At 71.5% G+C, this 19,036-nt stretch carries 1 protein-coding gene (running past one end of the window); it reads right to left on the bottom strand.

Annotated elements, in window-relative coordinates; genetic code table 11:
- Window positions 1-19,036: part of a non-ribosomal peptide synthase/polyketide synthase coding region (locus F5972_RS31830; RefSeq protein ID WP_150938953.1), annotated on the bottom strand (this coding region is incomplete at its 3' end). 8,426 nt of the annotated region lie beyond the right edge of the window; the window shows 19,036 of its 27,462 annotated nt.

Here is a 19,036-nt window from a genome sequence, read left to right as displayed (position 1 = left end):
CGACCGCTCCATCACCACCCCGACCCGAACACCCCGGCCCACCCCCCGAGCCAGCAACCCACACGCCACCCGATCCGAAACCCGAGCCAACTCCGCGTAGGTCCACACCACCCCACCGTTAGGCAGCGCATCCGACACCGCCTCCGACACGGCCACCGCGTCCGGAGTCCGCCCTGCCTGCGCCCCGAACAGCTCCACCAGCGAACCCGCACCCACCACACGCGCCGTGTCGTTCCACTCCTCCACCACCACCCGCCGCTCGGCCTCGCCCAGAACGCCGAGCGTGCTGAGCCGTACGGACGGGTCGGAGGCGACCTGCTCCAGCACGCGCACCAGGCGTCTCGACAGCGCCTGGGCGGTGGCCTCGTCGAACAGGTCGACGGCGTAGAGGATGCCGCCGATCAGCCCGGCGGGAGTTCCTCTCTCGTCCCGCCGCTCCACGAGCGTCACCGAAAGGTCGAACCGTGCCGTGTCCTCACTCGCGGACTGCGCCGGCTCGACCTGCAACCCGGCGAGGTCCCACTGCTCCGAGCCCCCGCCGTTCTGTACGGCCAGCGTGACCTGGAAGAGCGGGTTGCGGGACAGCGAACGCGACGGGTTGAGGTCCTCCACGAGGCGTTCGAACGGGACGTCCTGGTGGGCGTAGGCGGCCAGGTCGGTCTCCCGGACCCGCGCCAGCACGTCTTCGAAGGACGGGTCACCGGACAGGTCCGTACGCAGGACGAGCGTGTTGACGAAGAACCCGGCCAGGTCCTCCAGCGCCGCGTCCCCGCGACCGGCGATCACCGTACCGATCGGGATGTCGGAGCCCGCACCCATCCGCGCCAGCAGCATCGCGAGCGCCGCGTGGGCCACCATGAACATCGTGGACTGGCCGTTCTGGGCGACCTCCACCAGCCGGGCGTGGGTCTCCGCGTCCACCTCGACCGGCACGTTGGCGCCGCGGAAGGAGGACACGGCCGGGCGTGGCCGGTCGGCTGGGAGCGCCACCTCCTCCGGCGCGCCTTCGAGGGCCTGACGCCAGTAGCCGAGCTGGCCGCTGATCAGGCTGCCCGGATCGTCCAGGTCGCCGAGGACCTCTCGCTGCCACAGCGCGTAGTCGGCGTACTGGACCGGCAGGGGCCGCCACTCCGGCGCCCGGCCATCGCGGCGGGCCGCGTAGGCCACGCGCAGGTCGCGGCCGAGGACGCCCATCGACCAGCCGTCCACCGCGATGTGGTGGACCACGATCAGCAGTACGTACTCGGACGGCGCGACCGCGAGCAGGTGAACGCGCAACGGCAGGTCGGCGGTGAGATCGAACCTGCGCCCCGCGTACGAGGCGAGCGTCTCGGGAAGGTCCTGCTCCGTGGTCTCCGCGAGCAGCAGCGCCGGACGGCCGGCGGGCCCGTCCAGGATGTGCTGGCGGGGGACTCCGTCGGTCTCGGGGAAGACCGTGCGCAGGCTCTCGTGACGGTCCGCGATGTCGCCGATCGCCGCCTCCAGCGCCGCGACGTCCGGCTCCCCTGACAGGCGGAGCGCGAGCGAGAGGTTGTACGCCGCGCCCTCTCCCGCGTCTTCGAGGCGGTTGAGGAACCACATGCGCTGCTGGGCGTACGACAGCGGCAGCACCTCGGGCCGCGGCAACGGCGTGAGCGCCCGCCGGACCTGGCCGGTCCCGCCGATCATCCGGGCCAGCCCGGCGACGGTCGGCTCACCGAACAGGTCACCGATGCTGATCTCGGTCTCCAGCACCGACCTGATCCGGGCGATCAACCGCATCGCCAGCAGCGAGTCACCGCCCAGGTCGAAGAACGACGCCTCCGCCCCGACCTGCTCCACGCCCAGGACCTCGGCGAACAACCCGCACAGCACCTCTTCGGCGGGTGTCGCCGGGCCCCGGCCGCCCCGCAGACCCGCGACGTCAGGCGCGGGCAGCGCGGTACGGTCCAGCTTGCCGTTGACCGTCAGCGGCATCGCCTCGATCGGCACGACGAGCGGCACCATGTAGTCGGGCAGCCGGCCTGCGGCGTGCTCCCGCAGCGCTTCGACGTCAATCTGACCCTCGGTGGAGACGACGTAGGCGACCAGGCGCTTCTCGCCTGGGCGGTCCTCGCGCACGAGAACGGCGACCTGGGTCACGGACTCGTGCGCGGCGAGTACGGCTTCGACCTCGCCGGGTTCGATGCGGAACCCGCGGATCTTCACCTGCTCATCCGCACGGCCGACGAAAGCCAACTGGCCATCTGCCAGCCAGCGGGCCAGGTCGCCGCTGCGGTACATCCGCTCCCCAGGGGCGAACGGGCAGGCGACGAACCGCTCGGCGGTCATCCCCGGACGGCCCACATACCCCCGGGCCAGGCCGGCGCCGGCGATGTACACCTCCCCGGTCACCCCGGGTGGGACCGGGCGGAGGAAGTCGTCCAGCACGAACACGGCGGTGTTTGCGAGCGGCGCGCCGATCGGCGGGTCCTGCTCCACCGGGGCCCGGACCGGCCCCGTCGTGGCGATCACACTCGCCTCGGTCGGGCCGTAGGCCACCCACACCTGGGTGTGCTCCACCCACTGCGCGGCCAGACGAGCGTTCACCCGCTCGGCACCCACCACCCACCGCCGCACCCCCGGCACGGCCTCGGGATCCAGCACATCCAGCAGAGACGGCACCACACTCGCCACCTCCACCCCGGCCGCGCTGATCATGCGGGCGAGTGCCTCCGGTTCGGCCCGCTCGGCTTCGGTCGCGATGGCCAGGGTTCCGCCGGCGGCCAGGGTGACGGCGACGTCGAGTACGGCGGCGTCGAACCCGAAGGAGGCGAACTGCAACGCCGTCACACCCGGACCGACATCAAGGGCCGGCCGCATCGCGTGCGCGAGGTTGACCACGCCGGCATGCGGCACCGCCACCCCCTTCGGCCGCCCCGTCGACCCCGAGGTGTAAATCACATACGCCAACTGCGCCGCGTCGATCCGGCCTTCCGGCGCCTCCGGAGACTGAGCGTCGATCAGCCCGGCGGTCCGCTCGTCGTCGAGCAGGACCACCCGGGCCTGCCCGGGGTCCACCTCCGCCACCGTGGCACCGATGCCGATGACGACCTGGGCGCCGCTGTCGGCCAGGACGAAACCGATCCGGTCGGCCGGATAAGCGGGATCGATCGGCACATACCCCGCCCCGGCCTTCCACGCCGCCAGGATCGACACGACCAGCTGAACTCCGCGTGGCAGTACCAGCCCGACACGGGACTCCGCGCCCACGCCCTGCTCACGCAGGTAGTGGGCCAGCCGGTTGGCCGCCTCCTCCACCTCCCGATAGGAGACGCCGACTCCGTCGCACCACACCGCGACCGCGTCGGGTGCCCGCTCGGCCTGCTCGCGGAACCGGTCCAGCACCGTCCCGGCCGCCACCGGCGTAGCGGTGTCGTTCCAACCCTCCACCACCGCCTGCCGCTCGGACTCCTCCAGCACATCGACCTGGCTGAGCCGTACGGCGGGGTCGGAGGCCACCTGCTCCAGCACTCGCACCAACCGCTGGGCGAGCGTCTGGGCGGTGGCCTCGTCGAACAGGTCGGCGGCGTACTGGATCGCGCCGCGCAACCCCGAGGGCTCTCCGTCGTCACGCCGCTCCACCAGCGTGACCGACAGGTCGAACCGGGACACCTCCTCGCCCGCCGACGACATGAGGCCCGCCGTGAGATCCTGCAGCTCCCAGGCCGTCGGCGCGGCGTTCTGCAGCGCCAGCATGATCTGGAAGAGCGGGTTGCGGGACAGCGAGCGGGTGGGGTTGAGCTCGTCCACGAGGCGTTCGAAGGGGACGTCCTGGTGGGCGTAGGCGGCCAGGTCGGTCTCGCGTACGCGCGCCAGCACGTCTTCGAACGACGGGTCACCGGACAGGTCCGTACGCAGGACGAGGGTGTTGACGAAGAACCCGGCCAGATCCTCCAGCGCCGCGTCCCCGCGACCGGCGATCGCCGTACCGATCGGGATGTCGGTCCCCGCGCCGACCTTTGCCAGCAGCACCGCGAGCGCCGCGTGCGCCACCATGAACATCGTGGCCCGGCCGCTCTGTGCGACCTCCACCAGCCGCGCATGGGTCCGCGCGTCTACTTCCAGGTGTACGGTTCCGCCGCGGAACGACGACGTCGCCGGGCGTGGCCGATCGGCTGGGAGCGCCAACTCCTCCGGGGCGCCTTCCAGGGCCTGACGCCAGTAGCCGAGCTGGTCACTGATCAGGCTGGCCGGGTCGTCCAGGTCGCCCAGGACCTCTCGCTGCCACAGTGCGTAGTCGGCGTACTGCACGGGCAGCGACTGCCAGTCCGGCGTGCGACCATCGCGACGGGCCGCGTAGGCGACGCTCAGGTCCCGGCCCAGGACGCCCATCGACCAGGCGTCCACCGCGATATGATGCGCGACGATGAGCAGCACGTGGTCCGACGGGCCGAGGGTGAACAGGTGGACCCGCCACGGCAGATCGACGCTGAGGTCGAAGGCCCGACCGGCGTACGCGGCCCGTAGTTCCTCGATCTGGTCCTCGGTGGTCTCGACGACCACCAGCCGTGGCCGGCCCGCCTGCCCCTGCAGGATGTGCTGGCGAGGTACGCCGCCGGTCTCCGGGAAGATCGTACGGAGGCTCTCGTGCCGGTCGGCGACATCACCCAGTGCGGCTTCCAGCACCGCGACGTCGATTTCGCCGGAAAGGCGCATGACAAGCGGCAGGGTGTAGTTCGCGCCGCTGCCGGCGTCCTCCAGCCGGCTGAGGAACCACATGCGCTGCTGGGCGTACGACAGCGGCAGCACCTCGGGCCGGGGCATCGGCGTCAACGCCCGGCGGGTGTCACCCGTACCGTCCACGAGCCTGGCCAGCCCGGCGACGGTCGGCTCGGCGAACAGCCCGCGGATGCTGACCTCGGCGTCCAGCACGGCCCGGATCCGGGCGATCAGCCGCATCGCCAGCAGCGAGTCACCGCCCAGGTCGAAGAACGACGTCTCGGCACCGACCTGCTCCACGCCCAAGACCTCGGCGAACAGGCCGCAGAGCACCTCTTCGGTGGGTGTGGCCGGGCCACGGCTACCGGGCAGGCCTGCCACGTCCGGTACAGGTAGCGCCGCCCGGTCGAGCTTGCCGTTGACCGTCAGCGGAATCGCCTCGATTTGAACGACCAGCGGCACCATGTAGTCGGGCAACCGCGACGCCGCGTACTCCCGCAACGCCGCGACATCCATGCGTGCCACGACCGCGCTCGCCCCGCTCGGGGAACCCCCCGGACCCCGTCCGCCGGAGGTTGCGGCCTCCGCCTCGGCCATGTCCGAACTCGCGGTACGTCCGCTCGCTCCGCTCGGGGCACCCTCCCCGCTCCGCCCACCGGCGCTTGAGGTGTCGGTGATGGGGACGACATAGGCGACGAGGCGTTTGTCACCGGGGCGGTCCTCGCGCACGAGAACGGCGACCTGTGCCACCGACTCGTGGGCGGCGAGTACGGCTTCGACCTCGCCGGGCTCGATGCGGAACCCGCGGATCTTCACCTGCTCATCGGCCCGGCCGACGAAGGCCAACTGGCCGTCGTTGAGCCAGCGGGCCAGGTCGCCGCTGCGGTACATCCGCTCCCCGTCGGTGAAGGGGGAGGCGACGAACCGCTCGGCGGTCATCCCCGGCCGTCCGACGTAGCCTCGGGCCAGGCCTGCGCCGGCGATGTACACCTCTCCGGTGACGCCGGGAGGGACCGGGCGGAGGAAGTCGTCCAGCACGAACACGGCGGTGTTGGCGAGCGGCGTACCGATCGCCGGGTCCTGCTCCACCGGGGTGTGCAGCGGGCTTGCGGTGGTGATCACACTGGCTTCCGTCGGGCCGTAGGTGTTCCACACCTCCGCCTGGGCGGTCCATCGTGCGGCAAGGCGGGCGCTCAACCGCTCCGCACCCAAAACCCACCGCCGCACCCCCGGCACACTCTCCGGGTCCAGCACACTCAGCAGAGACGGCACCACACTCGCCACCTCCACCCCCGCCGCACTGATCATCTCTGCGAGGGCGCCGGGTTCGGCACGCTCGGCTTCGGTCGCGATGGCCAGGGTTCCGCCGGCGGCCAGGGTGACGGCGACGTCGAGTACGGCGGCGTCGAACCCGAAGGAGGCGAACTGCAACGCCGTCACCCCCGGGCCCACGTCGAGGGCGGGCCGCATCGCATACGCGAGGTTCACCACCCCGGCATGCGGCACCGCCACCCCCTTCGGCCGCCCCGTCGACCCCGAGGTGTAAATCACATACGCCAACCCCGACGCCTCGACAGCCACACCCACACGCTCAGCAGGCAAGGCATCGATCCACTCGGCCGTGCGCTCGTCATCCAGCACCACCACACGCAACCCACCCACATCGACGTTGGCGTCGGCACCTGCACCCGTGTCGGTGCCGGTGTCGGCGTGGGGTGTGGGGATGCCGGACAGGGTGGCGGTGGTGCCGATGACGACCTGGGCGGCGCTGTCGGCCAGGACGAAACCGATCCGGTCAGCGGGATAGGCAGGGTCGATCGGCACGTATCCCGCCCCGGCCTTCCACGCCGCCAGGATCGACACGATCAACTGCACCCCGCGCGGCAGCACCATCCCGACCCGGGACTCCGCGCCAACCCCCAACTCGCGCAGGTAGGAAGCGAGGCGGTTGGCCGCCTCCTCCACCTCCCAGTAGGACACGCCCGTCCCGTCGCACCACACCGCCACCGCATCCGGCGAACGATCGGCCTGCTCCTCAAACCGGTCCAGCACCGTCCCCGCCACCACCGGCGTAGCGGTGGCGTTCCACTCCTCCACCACCGACCGCCGCTCGGACTCCTCCAGCACATCGACCTGGCTGAGCCGCAGCGACGGGTCGGAGGCCACCTGCTCCAGCACCCGCACCAACCGCTGGGCGAGTGTCTGGGCGGTGGCCTCGTCGAACAGGTCGGCGGCGTACTGGATGATGCCCCCGAGGCCCGAGGGCTCGCCGTCGTCACGTCGCTCGACCAAGGTCACAGAGAGATCGAACTTGGCCGCAGCCTGGATCGACCCGCCCGGCAGCGGCTCGGCGTGCAGGCCCGGCAGGTCCCACTGGCCCTCAGCCTCCGGCAGGTTCTGCAAAGACAGCATGACCTGGAAGAGCGGGTTCCGGGACAGCGAACGGGACGGGTTGAGCTCGTCCACGAGGCGTTCGAAGGGGACGTCCTGGTGGGCGTAGGCGGCCAGGTCGGTCTCCCGCACCCGCGCCAGCACGTCTTCGAACGACGGGTCACCGGACAGGTCGGCGCGAAGGACGAGGGTGTTGACGAAGAAGCCGGCCAGGTCCTCCAGCGCCGCGTCCCCGCGACCGGCGATCGCCGTACCGACAGGGATGTCCGTCCCCGCACCCACCTTCGCCAGCAGCACCGCCAGGGCCGCGTGGGCCACCATGAACATCGTGGCCCCGCCCCGCTGGGCCACCTCCACCAACCTTGCGTGGGTTCGTGCGTCGACCTCCAACCGCACATCACCACTACGGAACGACGACGTGGCCGGACGCGGCCGATCGGCCGGAAGCGCCAACTCCTCCGGCGCGCCCTCCAGGGCCTGACGCCAGTAACCGAGCTGGTCACTGATCAGACTGGCCGGGTCGTCCAGGTCGCCCAGCACCTCCCGCTGCCACAACGCGTAGTCCGCGTACTGCACCGGCAACGGCTGCCAGCCCGGCACCTGACCCTGACACCGCGCCGCGTACGCCCGGGCCAGATCCCGGCCCAGAACACCCATCGACCACCCGTCAGAGGCGATGTGATGCACCACCACCAGCAGCACATGCTCCAAGGGCGACACCGACACCACGCAGACCCGCCACGGCAGATCGACCCGCACATCGAACCTGCGCCCCGCATACGCCGCCACCAGATCGGCCACATCACGGCCACCACCCTGGACCACCTCCAACCCCGGACGGCCCGCCGGCCCCTCCACGATCCGCTGACACGGAACCCCGCCACTTTCGGGGAAGATCGTGCGCAGGCTCTCATGCCGATCGGCCACATCCCCGACCGCCGCCTCCAACGCCACGACGTCCAGCTCACCCGACAGGCGAAGCGCCAGCGGCAGGTTGTACCCCGCGCCCTCCCCCGCGTCCTCCAGCCGGTTCAGGAACCACATCCGCTGCTGCGCGTACGACAGCGGCAACACCTCCGGCCGCGCCACCGGCGACAGAACCCGACGCGCCTGACCCGTCCCACCAACCAACCGCGCCAACCCCGCAACCGTCGGCTCGGCGAACAGCCCACGGATGCTGACCTCGGTGTCCAGCACCGACCTGATCCGGGCGATCAACCGCATCGCCAGCAGCGAGTCACCGCCCAGGTCGAAGAACGACGCCTCCGCCCCGACCTGCTCCACGCCCAGAACTTCGGCGAACAGGCCGCACAGCACCTCTTCGGCAGGGGTGGCCGGGCCACGACCGGTGGCGACGTCCGAGAACTCCGGTGCGGGCAGCGCGGCCCGGTCGAGCTTGCCGTTGACCGTCAGCGGAAGCGACCCGATCGGCACGACCAGCGGCACCATGTAGTCGGGCAGCCGGGAGCCGACGAACTCCCGCAGGGCTGTGGCATCCACGACCTGGCCGTCGGCCGGGACGACGCAGGCGACAAGGCGCCTGTCACCTGGCCGGTCCTCTCGTACGAGCACCGCGGCCTGGGCCACCGACTCGTGGGAGACCAGCACGGCTTCGATCTCGCCCGGCTCCACCCGGAACCCGCGGATCTTCACCTGGTCGTCAGCCCGCCCGGACACCACGATCTGCCCGTCGGCCGTCCAGTACGCCAGGTCACCCGTCCGGTACATCCGCTCACCCGGACCCGCGAACGGACACGCCACGAACCGCTCCGCCGTCAACCCCGCCCGTTTCGCATACCCGCGCGCCAAACCGGCGCCCGCCAGATACAACTCACCGGTCACGCCGGGCGGCACCGGCCGCAGGTGGTCGTCCAGGACGTAGGTCCGGGTGTTCTCGATCGGCCGCCCGATCGGCACCGCACCCACACCGGCCGACAACGGCCCGCTCATCGTCGCGATCACCGTCGCCTCGGTCGGACCATAGGCGTTGACGAACCGGCGGCCCTCCGCCCACCGCTCCACCAACGACGACGGACACACCTCACCCGCCACCGACACCGTGCGCACCGAGGGGGCCAGATCATCCGCCGCCGCCAGCACCGACGGCGGCATCATCACATGCGTCACCCCGAAGGCGGCCGTCACCTCACCCAGCGACCCGTACGGCGGCAGCATCTCGCTGCCGGCCACCACCAGCGCACCCCCCGACAACAAAGCGGTGCAGAACTCCGCGAACGCCACATCGAAGCTCAGCGAGGTGAACTGCAACACCCGCGCCCCGCCCCCCGCCCCCAACCGGGCGATATGCGCCGCCGCAAGACTCCCGACCCCACGATGGGAGACCACCACCCCCTTCGGCGTCCCGGTCGACCCCGAGGTGTAAATCACATACGCCGGGTGATCCAGCCGCAGCGGCGCCACCCGATCCGCATCCATCGGCGCGACGCTGGGCACCCCCGACAGGTCCAGCAGGTCGAACACCACCCGCGGCACATCGGCGGCAGCAGCCGACAAGGCCGGTTCCGTGGTGGTCGTGCACACCGTCACCACCGGAGCGGCGTCGCCCAGCATGAACGCGATCCGCGACGCCGGATGCCGGGGGTCTATCGGCAGGTACCCCGCACCCGCCTTACCCACCCCCAAAAGCACCGCGACCAGCTCCGGCGAGCGCTCCATCATCACGCCCACCAAATCCTCCGGACCCACCCCCCGGCCGATCAGCTCATGCGCCACCCGGTTCGCCGCCGCGTCCAACTCCGCATACGACCACGACACCCCCGGCCCGGCCACCGCCACCGCACCGGGCGTCCGCGCCACCTGCGCCTCGAACAGAACCGGGAACGTCCCCTCCGCCACCCCCACAGCGGTGTCGTTCCACCCGCGCAGCACCGCCTCCCGCTCGACCTCGTCCAACACATCGACCTGGCTGAGCCGTACAGAGGGGTCGGAGGCCACCTGCTCCAGCACCCGCACCAACCGCTGGGCGAGCGCCTGAGCCGTGGACTCGTCGAACAGGTCGGCGGCGTAGAGCAGCCCGCCGATCAGGCCGGCCGGAGCCCCGGTCTCGTCCCGGTGCTCCACCAGCGTCAGCGACAGATCGAATCGGGCCGTCGCGTCCGCCGGCCCCTCGTCCAGTGGGGCAACTCTCAGGCCGGGTAGGTCCCACTGGCCCTCAGCCTCCGGCAGGTTCTGCAAAGACAGCATGACCTGGAAGAGCGGGTTGCGAGACAGCGAGCGGGTGGGGTTGAGCTCGTCTACGAGGCGTTCGAAGGGGACGTCCTGGTGGGCGTAGGCGGCCAGGTCGGTCTCCCGCACCCGCGCCAGCACGTCTTCGAACGACGGATCGCCGGACAGGTCGGCGCGAAGGACGAGGGTGTTGACGAAGAAGCCGGCCAGGTCCTCCAGCGCCGCGTCCCCGCGACCGGCGATCGCCGTACCGACAGGGATGTCGGTCCCCGCGCCGACCTTCGCCAGCAGGACCGCCAGGGCCGCGTGGGCCACCATGAACATCGTGGCCCCGCCCCGCTGGGCGACCTCCACCAACCTTGCGTGGGTTCGTGCGTCGACCTCCAACCGCACATCACCACTACGGAACGACGACGTGGCCGGACGCGGCCGATCGGCCGGAAGCGCCAACTCCTCCGGCGCCCCCTCCAGGGTCTGGCGCCAGTAACCGAGCTGGTCACTGATCAGACTGGCCGGGTCGTCCAGATCGCCCAGCACCTCCCGCTGCCACAACGCGTAGTCCGCGTACTGCACCGGCAACGGCTGCCAGCCCGGCACCTGACCCTGACACCGCGCCGCGTACGCCCGGGCCAGATCCCGGCCCAGAACACCCATCGACCACCCGTCAGAGGCGATGTGATGCACCACCACCAGCAGCACATGCTCCAAGGGCGACACCGACACCACGCAGACCCGCCACGGCAGATCGACCCGCACATCGAACCTGCGCCCGGCATAAGCGGCCACCAGGTCGGCCACATCACGGCCACCGCCCTGGACCACCTCCAGCCCCGGACGGCCCGCCGGCCCTTCCACGATCCGCTGACACGGAACCCCGCCGGCCTCGGGGAAGATCGTGCGCAGGCTCTCATGCCGATCGGCCACATCCCCGACCGCCGCCTCCAACGCCGCGACATCCAGCTCACCCGACAACCGCAACGCCAGCGGCAGGTTGTACCCCGCGCCCTCCCCCGCCTCTTCGAGGCGGTTCAGGAACCACATCCGCTGCTGCGCGTACGACAGCGGCAACACCTCCGGCCGCGCCACCGGCGACAGAACCCGACGCGCCTGACCCGTCCTACCAACCAACCGCGCCAACCCGGCAACCGTCGGCTCACCGAAGAGTTCGCCGATGCCGAGCTCGGCCTCCAGCACGGCTCGGATGCGGGCGATCAACCGCATCCCGAGCAGCGAGTCGCCGCCGAGGTCGAAGAACGAGGCGTCGGTGCTCACCCAGTCGAGGCCCAGCACCTCGCCGAACAGCCCGCACAGCACCTCTTCCACCGGGGTGGCCGGCCCACGGCCCACGGCGACGCCCGCGAAGTCGGGCGCGGGCAGCGCGGCATGGTCCAGCTTGCCGTTGACGGACAACGGAAGCTCGTCGATCGGCACGACGATGGGCACCATGTAGTCCGGCAACCGGGAGCCGACGAACTCCCGCAGCGCGGCGACGTTCGCCACCTGGCCGTCGGCCGGGACGACGTAGGCGACCAGGCGCCTGTCACCCGGGCGGTCCTCCCGCACGACAACCGCGACCTGCCCCACCGACCCATGCGATGCCAGCACGGCCTCGATCTCGCCCAGTTCGATCCGGAACCCGCGGATCTTCACCTGCTCGTCGGCCCGCCCCGCGAAGAGCAGTTCCCCGTCGAGGCTCCAGCGGGCCATGTCGCCCGTGCGGTACATCCGCTCACCAGGCGCGAACGGACACGCCACGAACCGCTCCGCCGTCAGTCCCGCCCGTCGCAGATACCCCCGAGCCAGCCCCAGCCCCGCCACGTACAACTCACCGGTCACCCCGGGCGGGACCGGACGGAGGAAGTCGTCCAGCACGAACACGCGGGTGTTGGCGATGGGCGCGCCGATCGGGGCCGCTCCGGCCGCCACGAGGGGACGGCTCATCGTGGCGCAGACGGTCGTCTCCGTCGGGCCGTACGCGTTGATCATGCGGATCCGGTCCGCCCAGCGCTCGGTCAACGACGGCGGGCACGCCTCACCCGCCACCACCAGCGTCTCCACACTGTCCGGGAGCGTCTCCACCGAAGCGAGCACCGACGGCGACACCGTCACGTGCGTCACCCCGAACTCGCCCACCGCGTCGGCCAGCGACCCAGCCGGAGGCAGCCGATCGGCACCGGCCATCACCAGCGTCGCGCCCGACAGCAACGCCATGCACATCTCCGAGACCGCCGCGTCGAAGCTCACCGACGCGAGCTGCAGCACCCGGGACGACGACTCCACCGCGAACCGGTCGATCTGGGACTCCGCCAGATTCCCCAGGCCCCGATGGGTCACCACCACACCCTTCGGGATGCCGGTCGACCCGGAGGTGTAGATCACATACGCGGGATGGCCGACGAGCAATGGCGCCACCCGATCGGCATCCGCGACGGGCGACGTCGGACGGGACGCCACGGACGCGGCCACCGCCGGATCGTCCAGCACCAGATGGGGGGACCCGCCGTCCGGAACCAGGTCCTCGGCTTCCGCGAGCGCCGGCCGTACGGCCTGGGTGCACAGCACCAGCGCCGGGGCGGCGTCACCCAGCATGAACGCGATCCGCTGCGCCGGATAGGCCGGATCCACCGGCACGAACCCCGCACCCGCCTTCGCCACGCCCAAGAGCACCGCGACCAGGTCCGGCGAGCGCTCCATCATCACGCCCACCAGATCCTCCGGACCCACCCCCCGGGCGATCAGCTCATGCGCGATCCGGTTCGCCGCCGCGTCCAACTCCGCGTACGACCACGACACCCCCGGCCCGGCCACCGCCACCGCACCCGGCGACAGCTCCACCCGCGCCGCGAACAACTCCGGCAAGGTGCGGACCGCGACCGGCGTGGCGGTGTCGTTCCACTCGCCCAGCACGGCCCGACGCTCGGCGTCGTCCAGCACTTCCAGCTCACTGAGCCGTACGGACGGATCGGCCGCCACCTGCTCCAGCACCCGCACCAACCGCCGCGCGAGCGCCTCAGCCGTCTCCTCGTCGAACAGGTCGGCGGCGTAGAGGATCATGCCGCCCATCCCGGACGGCTCGCCGTCGTCGCGTCGCTCCACGAGAGTCACGGACAGGTCGATCCGGGCGGCCTCGGCGCCAAGCTGCAGCGACTCTCCCCGCAGACCGGGCAGCTCCCAGACGGTGGGCGTGAGGTTCTGCACGGCCAGCATGATCTGGAAGAGCGGGTTGCGCGACAGCGAGCGGGTGGGGTTCAGCTCCTCCACGAGGCGCTCGAAGGGGACGTCCTGGTGGGCGTAGGCGGCCAGGTCGGTCTCGCGCACCCGCGCCAGCACGTCTTCGAACGACGGGTCGCCGGACAGGTCGGCGCGAAGGACGAGGGTGTTGACGAAGAACCCGGCCAGATCCTCCAGCGCCGCGTCCCCGCGACCGGCGATCGCCGTACCGATCGGGATGTCGGTCCCCGCGCCGACCTTTGCCAGCAGCACCGCGAGCGCCGCGTGCGCCACCATGAACATCGTGGCCCGGCCGTTCTGCGCCAGCTCCACCAGCCGGGCGTGGGTTCGCGCGTCCACCTCCAGATGCACGTTGCCGCCGCGGAACGACGACGCCGCCGGGCGTGGCCGGTCGGCCGGGAGCGCCAGCTCCTCCGGCGCCCCTTCGAGGGCCTGGCGCCAGTAACCGAGCTGGCCGCTGATCAGGCTGCCCGGATCGTCCAGATCGCCCAGCGCCTCTCGCTGCCACAGCGCGTAGTCCGCGTACTGCACCGGCAGCGGCCGCCAACTCGGCGCGCGGCCCTCGCGACGGGCCGCGTACGCCGTGCTCAGGTCCCGGCCCAGCACCCCCATCGACCAGCCGTCCACCGCGATGTGATGCGCGACGATGAGCAGCACGTGCTCCGACGCGCCGAGAGCGAAGAGGTGGGCCCGCCACGGCAGATCCACGCTCACGTCGAAGCCCGCGTCGAGGTGAGCGGCGACCGCGTCCCGCAGTCCGTCTTCGGAGGTCTGGGTCACCCCGACGGCCGGCCGGCCCGCGGCCCCGGTGAGAACCTCCTGGCGCGGGACGCCGCCGGTCTCCGGGAAGATCGTACGGAGGCTCTCGTGCCGGTCCGCGATGTCACCGATCGCGGCGTCCAGGGCCGCCATGTCCAGGTCGCCCGACAGGCGCAGCGCCAGCGGGAGGTTGTAGACGGCGTTGTCTCCGGCGTCTTCGAGGCGGTTGAGGAACCACATGCGCTGCTGGGCGTACGACAGCGGCAGCACCTCGGGCCGCGGCAACGGCGTGAGCGCCCGCCGGACCTGGCCGGTCCCGCCGATCATCCGGGCCAGCCCGGCGACGGTCGGCTCACCGAACAGGTCACCGATGCTGATCTCGGTCTCCAGCACCGACCTGATCCGGGCGATCAACCGCATCGCCAGCAGCGAGTCACCGCCCAGGTCGAAGAACGACGCCTCCGCCCCGACCTGCTCCACGCCCAGGACCTCGGCGAACAACCCGCACAGAAGCTCTTCCATCGGGGTTTCCGCCGTACGGCCCGCGGCGGGCTGATCAGGTGCGGGCAAGGCGGCGCGGTCCAGCTTGCCGTTGGCCGTCAGCGGCATCGCCTCGATCGGCACGACCAGAGGAACCATGTAATCCGGCAACCGCGAGGCCGCGTACTCCCGCAACTCCGCGACATCCACCCGTGCGGCGACCGCGCCGGCAGTCCCCGAACCAGCGGCCACGCCGCTCACGGTGTCGATGGCATCCCCGCTCGTTCCGCTCGGGGAACCCTCCTCGCCCCGTCCGCCGGAGCTTGTCGTGTCGGTGGTGGGGACGACGTAGGCGACCAGGCGCTTCTCGCCTGGGCGGTCTTCGCGGACGATGACGGCGACCTGTGCCACGGATTCGTGGGTGGCGAGGACGGCTTCGACCTCGCCGGGTTCGATGCGGAACCCGCGGATCTTCACCTGCTCATCCGCGCGGCCGACGAAGGCAAGCTGCCCGTTGTTGAGCCAGCGGGCCAGGTCGCCGCTGCGGTACATCCGCACCCCAGGGGCGAACGGGCAGGCGACGAACCGCTCGGCGGTCATCCCCGGACGGCCCACATACCCCCGGGCCAGGCCGGCGCCGGCGATGTACACCTCCCCGGTCACCCCGGGTGGGACCGGGCGGAGGAAGTCGTCCAGCACGAACACGCGGGTGTTGGCGAGCGGCGCGCCGATCGGCGGGTCCTGCTCCACCGGGGCCCGGACCGGCCCAGATGTGGCGATCACACTCGCCTCGGTCGGGCCGTAGGCCACCCACACCTGCGTGTGCTCCACCCACTGCGCGGCCAGACGAGCACTCACCCGCTCGGCACCCACCACCCACCGCCGCACCCCGGCAACGGCCTCGGGATCCAGCACATCCAGCAGAGACGGCACCACACTCGCCACCTCCACCCCGGCCGCGCTGATCATGCGGGCGAGTGCCTCCGGTTCGGCCCGCTCGGCCTCGGTCGCGATCGCCAGGGTTCCACCGGCGGCCAGAGTGACGGCGACGTCGAGTACGGCGGCGTCGAACCCGAAGGAGGCGAACTGCAACGCCGTCACCCCCGGACCGACATCAAGGGCAGGCCGCATCGCGTGCGCCAGGTTGACCACGCCGGCATGCGGCACCGCCACCCCCTTCGGCCGCCCCGTCGACCCCGAGGTGTAAATCACATACGCCAACTGCGCCGCGTCGATCCGGCCTTCCGGCGCCTCCGGAGACTGAGCGTCGATCAGCCCGGCGGTCCGCTCGTCGTCCAGTGCGATCAGGCGCAGCCCGCCCACACCCACATCGGCGTTCGTGATGCCGGACAGGGTGGCGGTGGTACCGACGACGACCTGAGCGCCGCTGTCGGCCAGGACGAAACCGATCCGGTCGGCGGGGTAAGCGGGGTCGATCGGCACATACCCCGCCCCGGCCTTCCACCCCGCCAGGATCGACACAACCAACTGCACCCCGCGCGGCAGCACCAGCCCCACCCGGGACTCCGCGCCCACGCCCTGCTCGCGCAGGTAGTGGGCCAGCCGGTTGGCCGCCTCCTCCACCTCCCGATAGGAGACGCCGACTCCGTCGCACCACACCGCGACCGCGTCGGGTGCCCGCTCGGCCTGCTCGCGGAACCGGTCCAGCACGGTTCCGGCCGCCAACGACACCGCCGTGTCGTTCCAGCCCGTCACCGTCAGAGAACGCTCCTCCGGCGTCAGGACCTCCATGTCCCTCAGCCGTACGGCGGGGTCGGCGGCCACCTGCTCCAGCACCCGCACCAACCGCTGTGCGAGCGCCTGAATCGTCGCCTCGTCGAACAGGTCGACGGCGTACAACATGCCGCCGATCAGGCCGGCCGGGGCCCCGGTCTCGTCCCGGTGCTCCACCAGCGTCACCGACAGGTCGAACTTCGCCGCCGTGTCGATCGCCCCGTCCGGCATCGGGGTCACGTGCAGGCCCGGCAGGTCCCACTGGCCCTGCGCCTCCGGCAGGTTCTGCAGGACCAGCATCACCTGGAAGAGCGGGTTGCGGGACAGCGAGCGGGTGGGGTTCAGCTCGTCCACCAGTCGTTCGAAGGGCACGTCCTGGTGGGCGTAGGCGGCCAGATCGGTCTCCCGCACCCGCACCAGCACGTCTTCGAACGACGGGTCACCGGACAGGTCCGTACGCAGGACGAGAGTGTTCACGAAGAACCCCGCCAGATCCTCCAGCGCGGCATCCCCGCGACCGGCGATCGCCGTACCGATCGGAATGTCCGTCCCCGCGCCGACCTTCGCCAGCAGCACGGCCAGCGCCGCGTGCGCCACCATGAACATCGTGGCCCCACTGCGCTGCGCGACCTCCGCCAGCCGGGCATGGGTCCGCGCGTCCACCTCCAGATGCGCGGTTCCGCCGCGGAACGACGACGCCGCCGGACGCGGCCGGTCGGCCGGAAGTGACAGCTCCTCCGGCGCCCCTTCCAAGGCCTGACGCCAGTACGCGAGCTGGCCGCTGATCAGGCTGCCGGGGTCGTCCAGATCACCGAGGACCTCCCGCTGCCACAGTGCGTAGTCCGCGTACTGCACGGGCAAGGGCTGCCACTCCGGCGCGCGGCCCTCGCGACGAGCCGCGTACGCCGTGCTCAGGTCCTCGCCGATAACGCCCATCGACCAGCCGTCGGACGCGATGTGATGGGTCACGACCAGCAGCACATGCTCCAAGGGCGACACCGACACCACGCAGATCCGCCACGGCAGATCGACCCGCACATCGAACCTGCGCCCGGTGTACTCCGTCACCAGGTCGGCCACGTCACGGCCACCGCCCTGGATCACCTCCAGCATCGGACGGCCGGCGAATCCCTCCAGGATCTGCTGGCGAGGCACGCCGCCGGTCTCCGGGAAGATCGTGCGGAGGCTCTCGTGGCGCTCGGCGACATCCCCGATCGCCGCCTCCAGCGCCGTCGCGTCCAGCTCGCCGAACAGGCGCAGCGCGAACGGCAGGTTGTATCCCGCGCCCTCTCCCGCGTCTTCCAGCCGGTTGAGGAACCACATCCGCTGCTGGGCGTACGACAGCGGCAGCACCTCCGGCCGCGGCAGCGGCGAGAGCGCCTGACGCGTCTCGTCCGAACCGCTCACGAGCCTGGCCAGCCCGGCGACCGTCGGCTCGGCGAACAGCCCCCGAATGCTGATCTCCGCGTCCAGCACCGACCTGACGCGGGCGATCAGCCGCATCGCCAGCAGTGAATCGCCGCCCAGGTCGAAGAACGACGCCTCTGTCCCGACCCGTTCCAGACCCAGGACCTCGGCGAACAGCCCGCACAGGATCTCTTCCACCGGGGTCTGCGCCGCCCGCCCCGCACCGGGCAGATCGGGCGCGGGCAGCGCAGCCCGGTCCAGCTTGCCGTTGACCGTCAGCGGTATCGCCTCGATTTGAACGACCAGCGGCACCATGTAGTCCGGCAAGCGCGAGGCCGCGTAGTCCCGCAACCCCGCCACATCGACCCGTGCGGCGCGGACATCGCCCCCCGCGGTGGGGACGGCGACACCCGTGCCCGTCCCACTCGGGGCACCCTCGCCGGAACTGGCGTCGGTGGTGGGGACGACGTAGGCCACCAGGCGTTTGTCGCCGGGGCGGTCCTCGCGGACGATGACGGCGACCTGTGCCACCGACACGTGGGCGGCGAGGACGGCTTCGATCTCGCCGGGTTCGATGCGGAACCCGCGGATCTTCACCTGCTCGTCGGCCCGGCCGACGAATGCCAACTGGCCGTCGTTGAGCCAGCGGGCCAGGTCGCCGCTGCGGTACATCCGCACCCCATCGGTGAACGGGGAGGCGACGAACCGCTCGGCGGTCATTGCCGGTCGTCCGACGTAGCCGCGGGCCAGACCGGCGCCGGCGATGTACACCTCCCCGGTGACGCCGGGCGGGACCGGGCGGAGGAAGTCGTCCAGCACGAACACGGCGGTGTTGGCGAGCGGCGCACCGATCGCCGGGTCCTGCTCCACCGGTGTGTGCAGCGGGCTGGCGGTGGTGATCACACTGGCCTCGGTCGGGCCGTAGGTGTTCCACACCTCCGCCTGATCCGCCCACCGTGCGGCCAACCGGGCGCTCAACCGCTCCGCACCCAGCACCCACCGTCGCACCCCCGGCACGGCCTCGGGGTCCAGCACGCTCAGCAGAGACGGCACCACACTGGCCACCTCGACGCCCGCCGCGCCGATCATGCGGGCGAGTGCCTCCGGTTCGGCTCGCTCGGCCTCCGTCGCGATGGCCAGCGTTCCCCCCGCCGCCAGAGTGACGGCG

Source organism: Microbispora cellulosiformans (assembly GCF_008728085.1).
GTDB lineage: Bacteria > Actinomycetota > Actinomycetes > Streptosporangiales > Streptosporangiaceae > Microbispora > Microbispora amethystogenes.
This window is presented reverse-complemented; position numbering and strand designations above follow the sequence as displayed.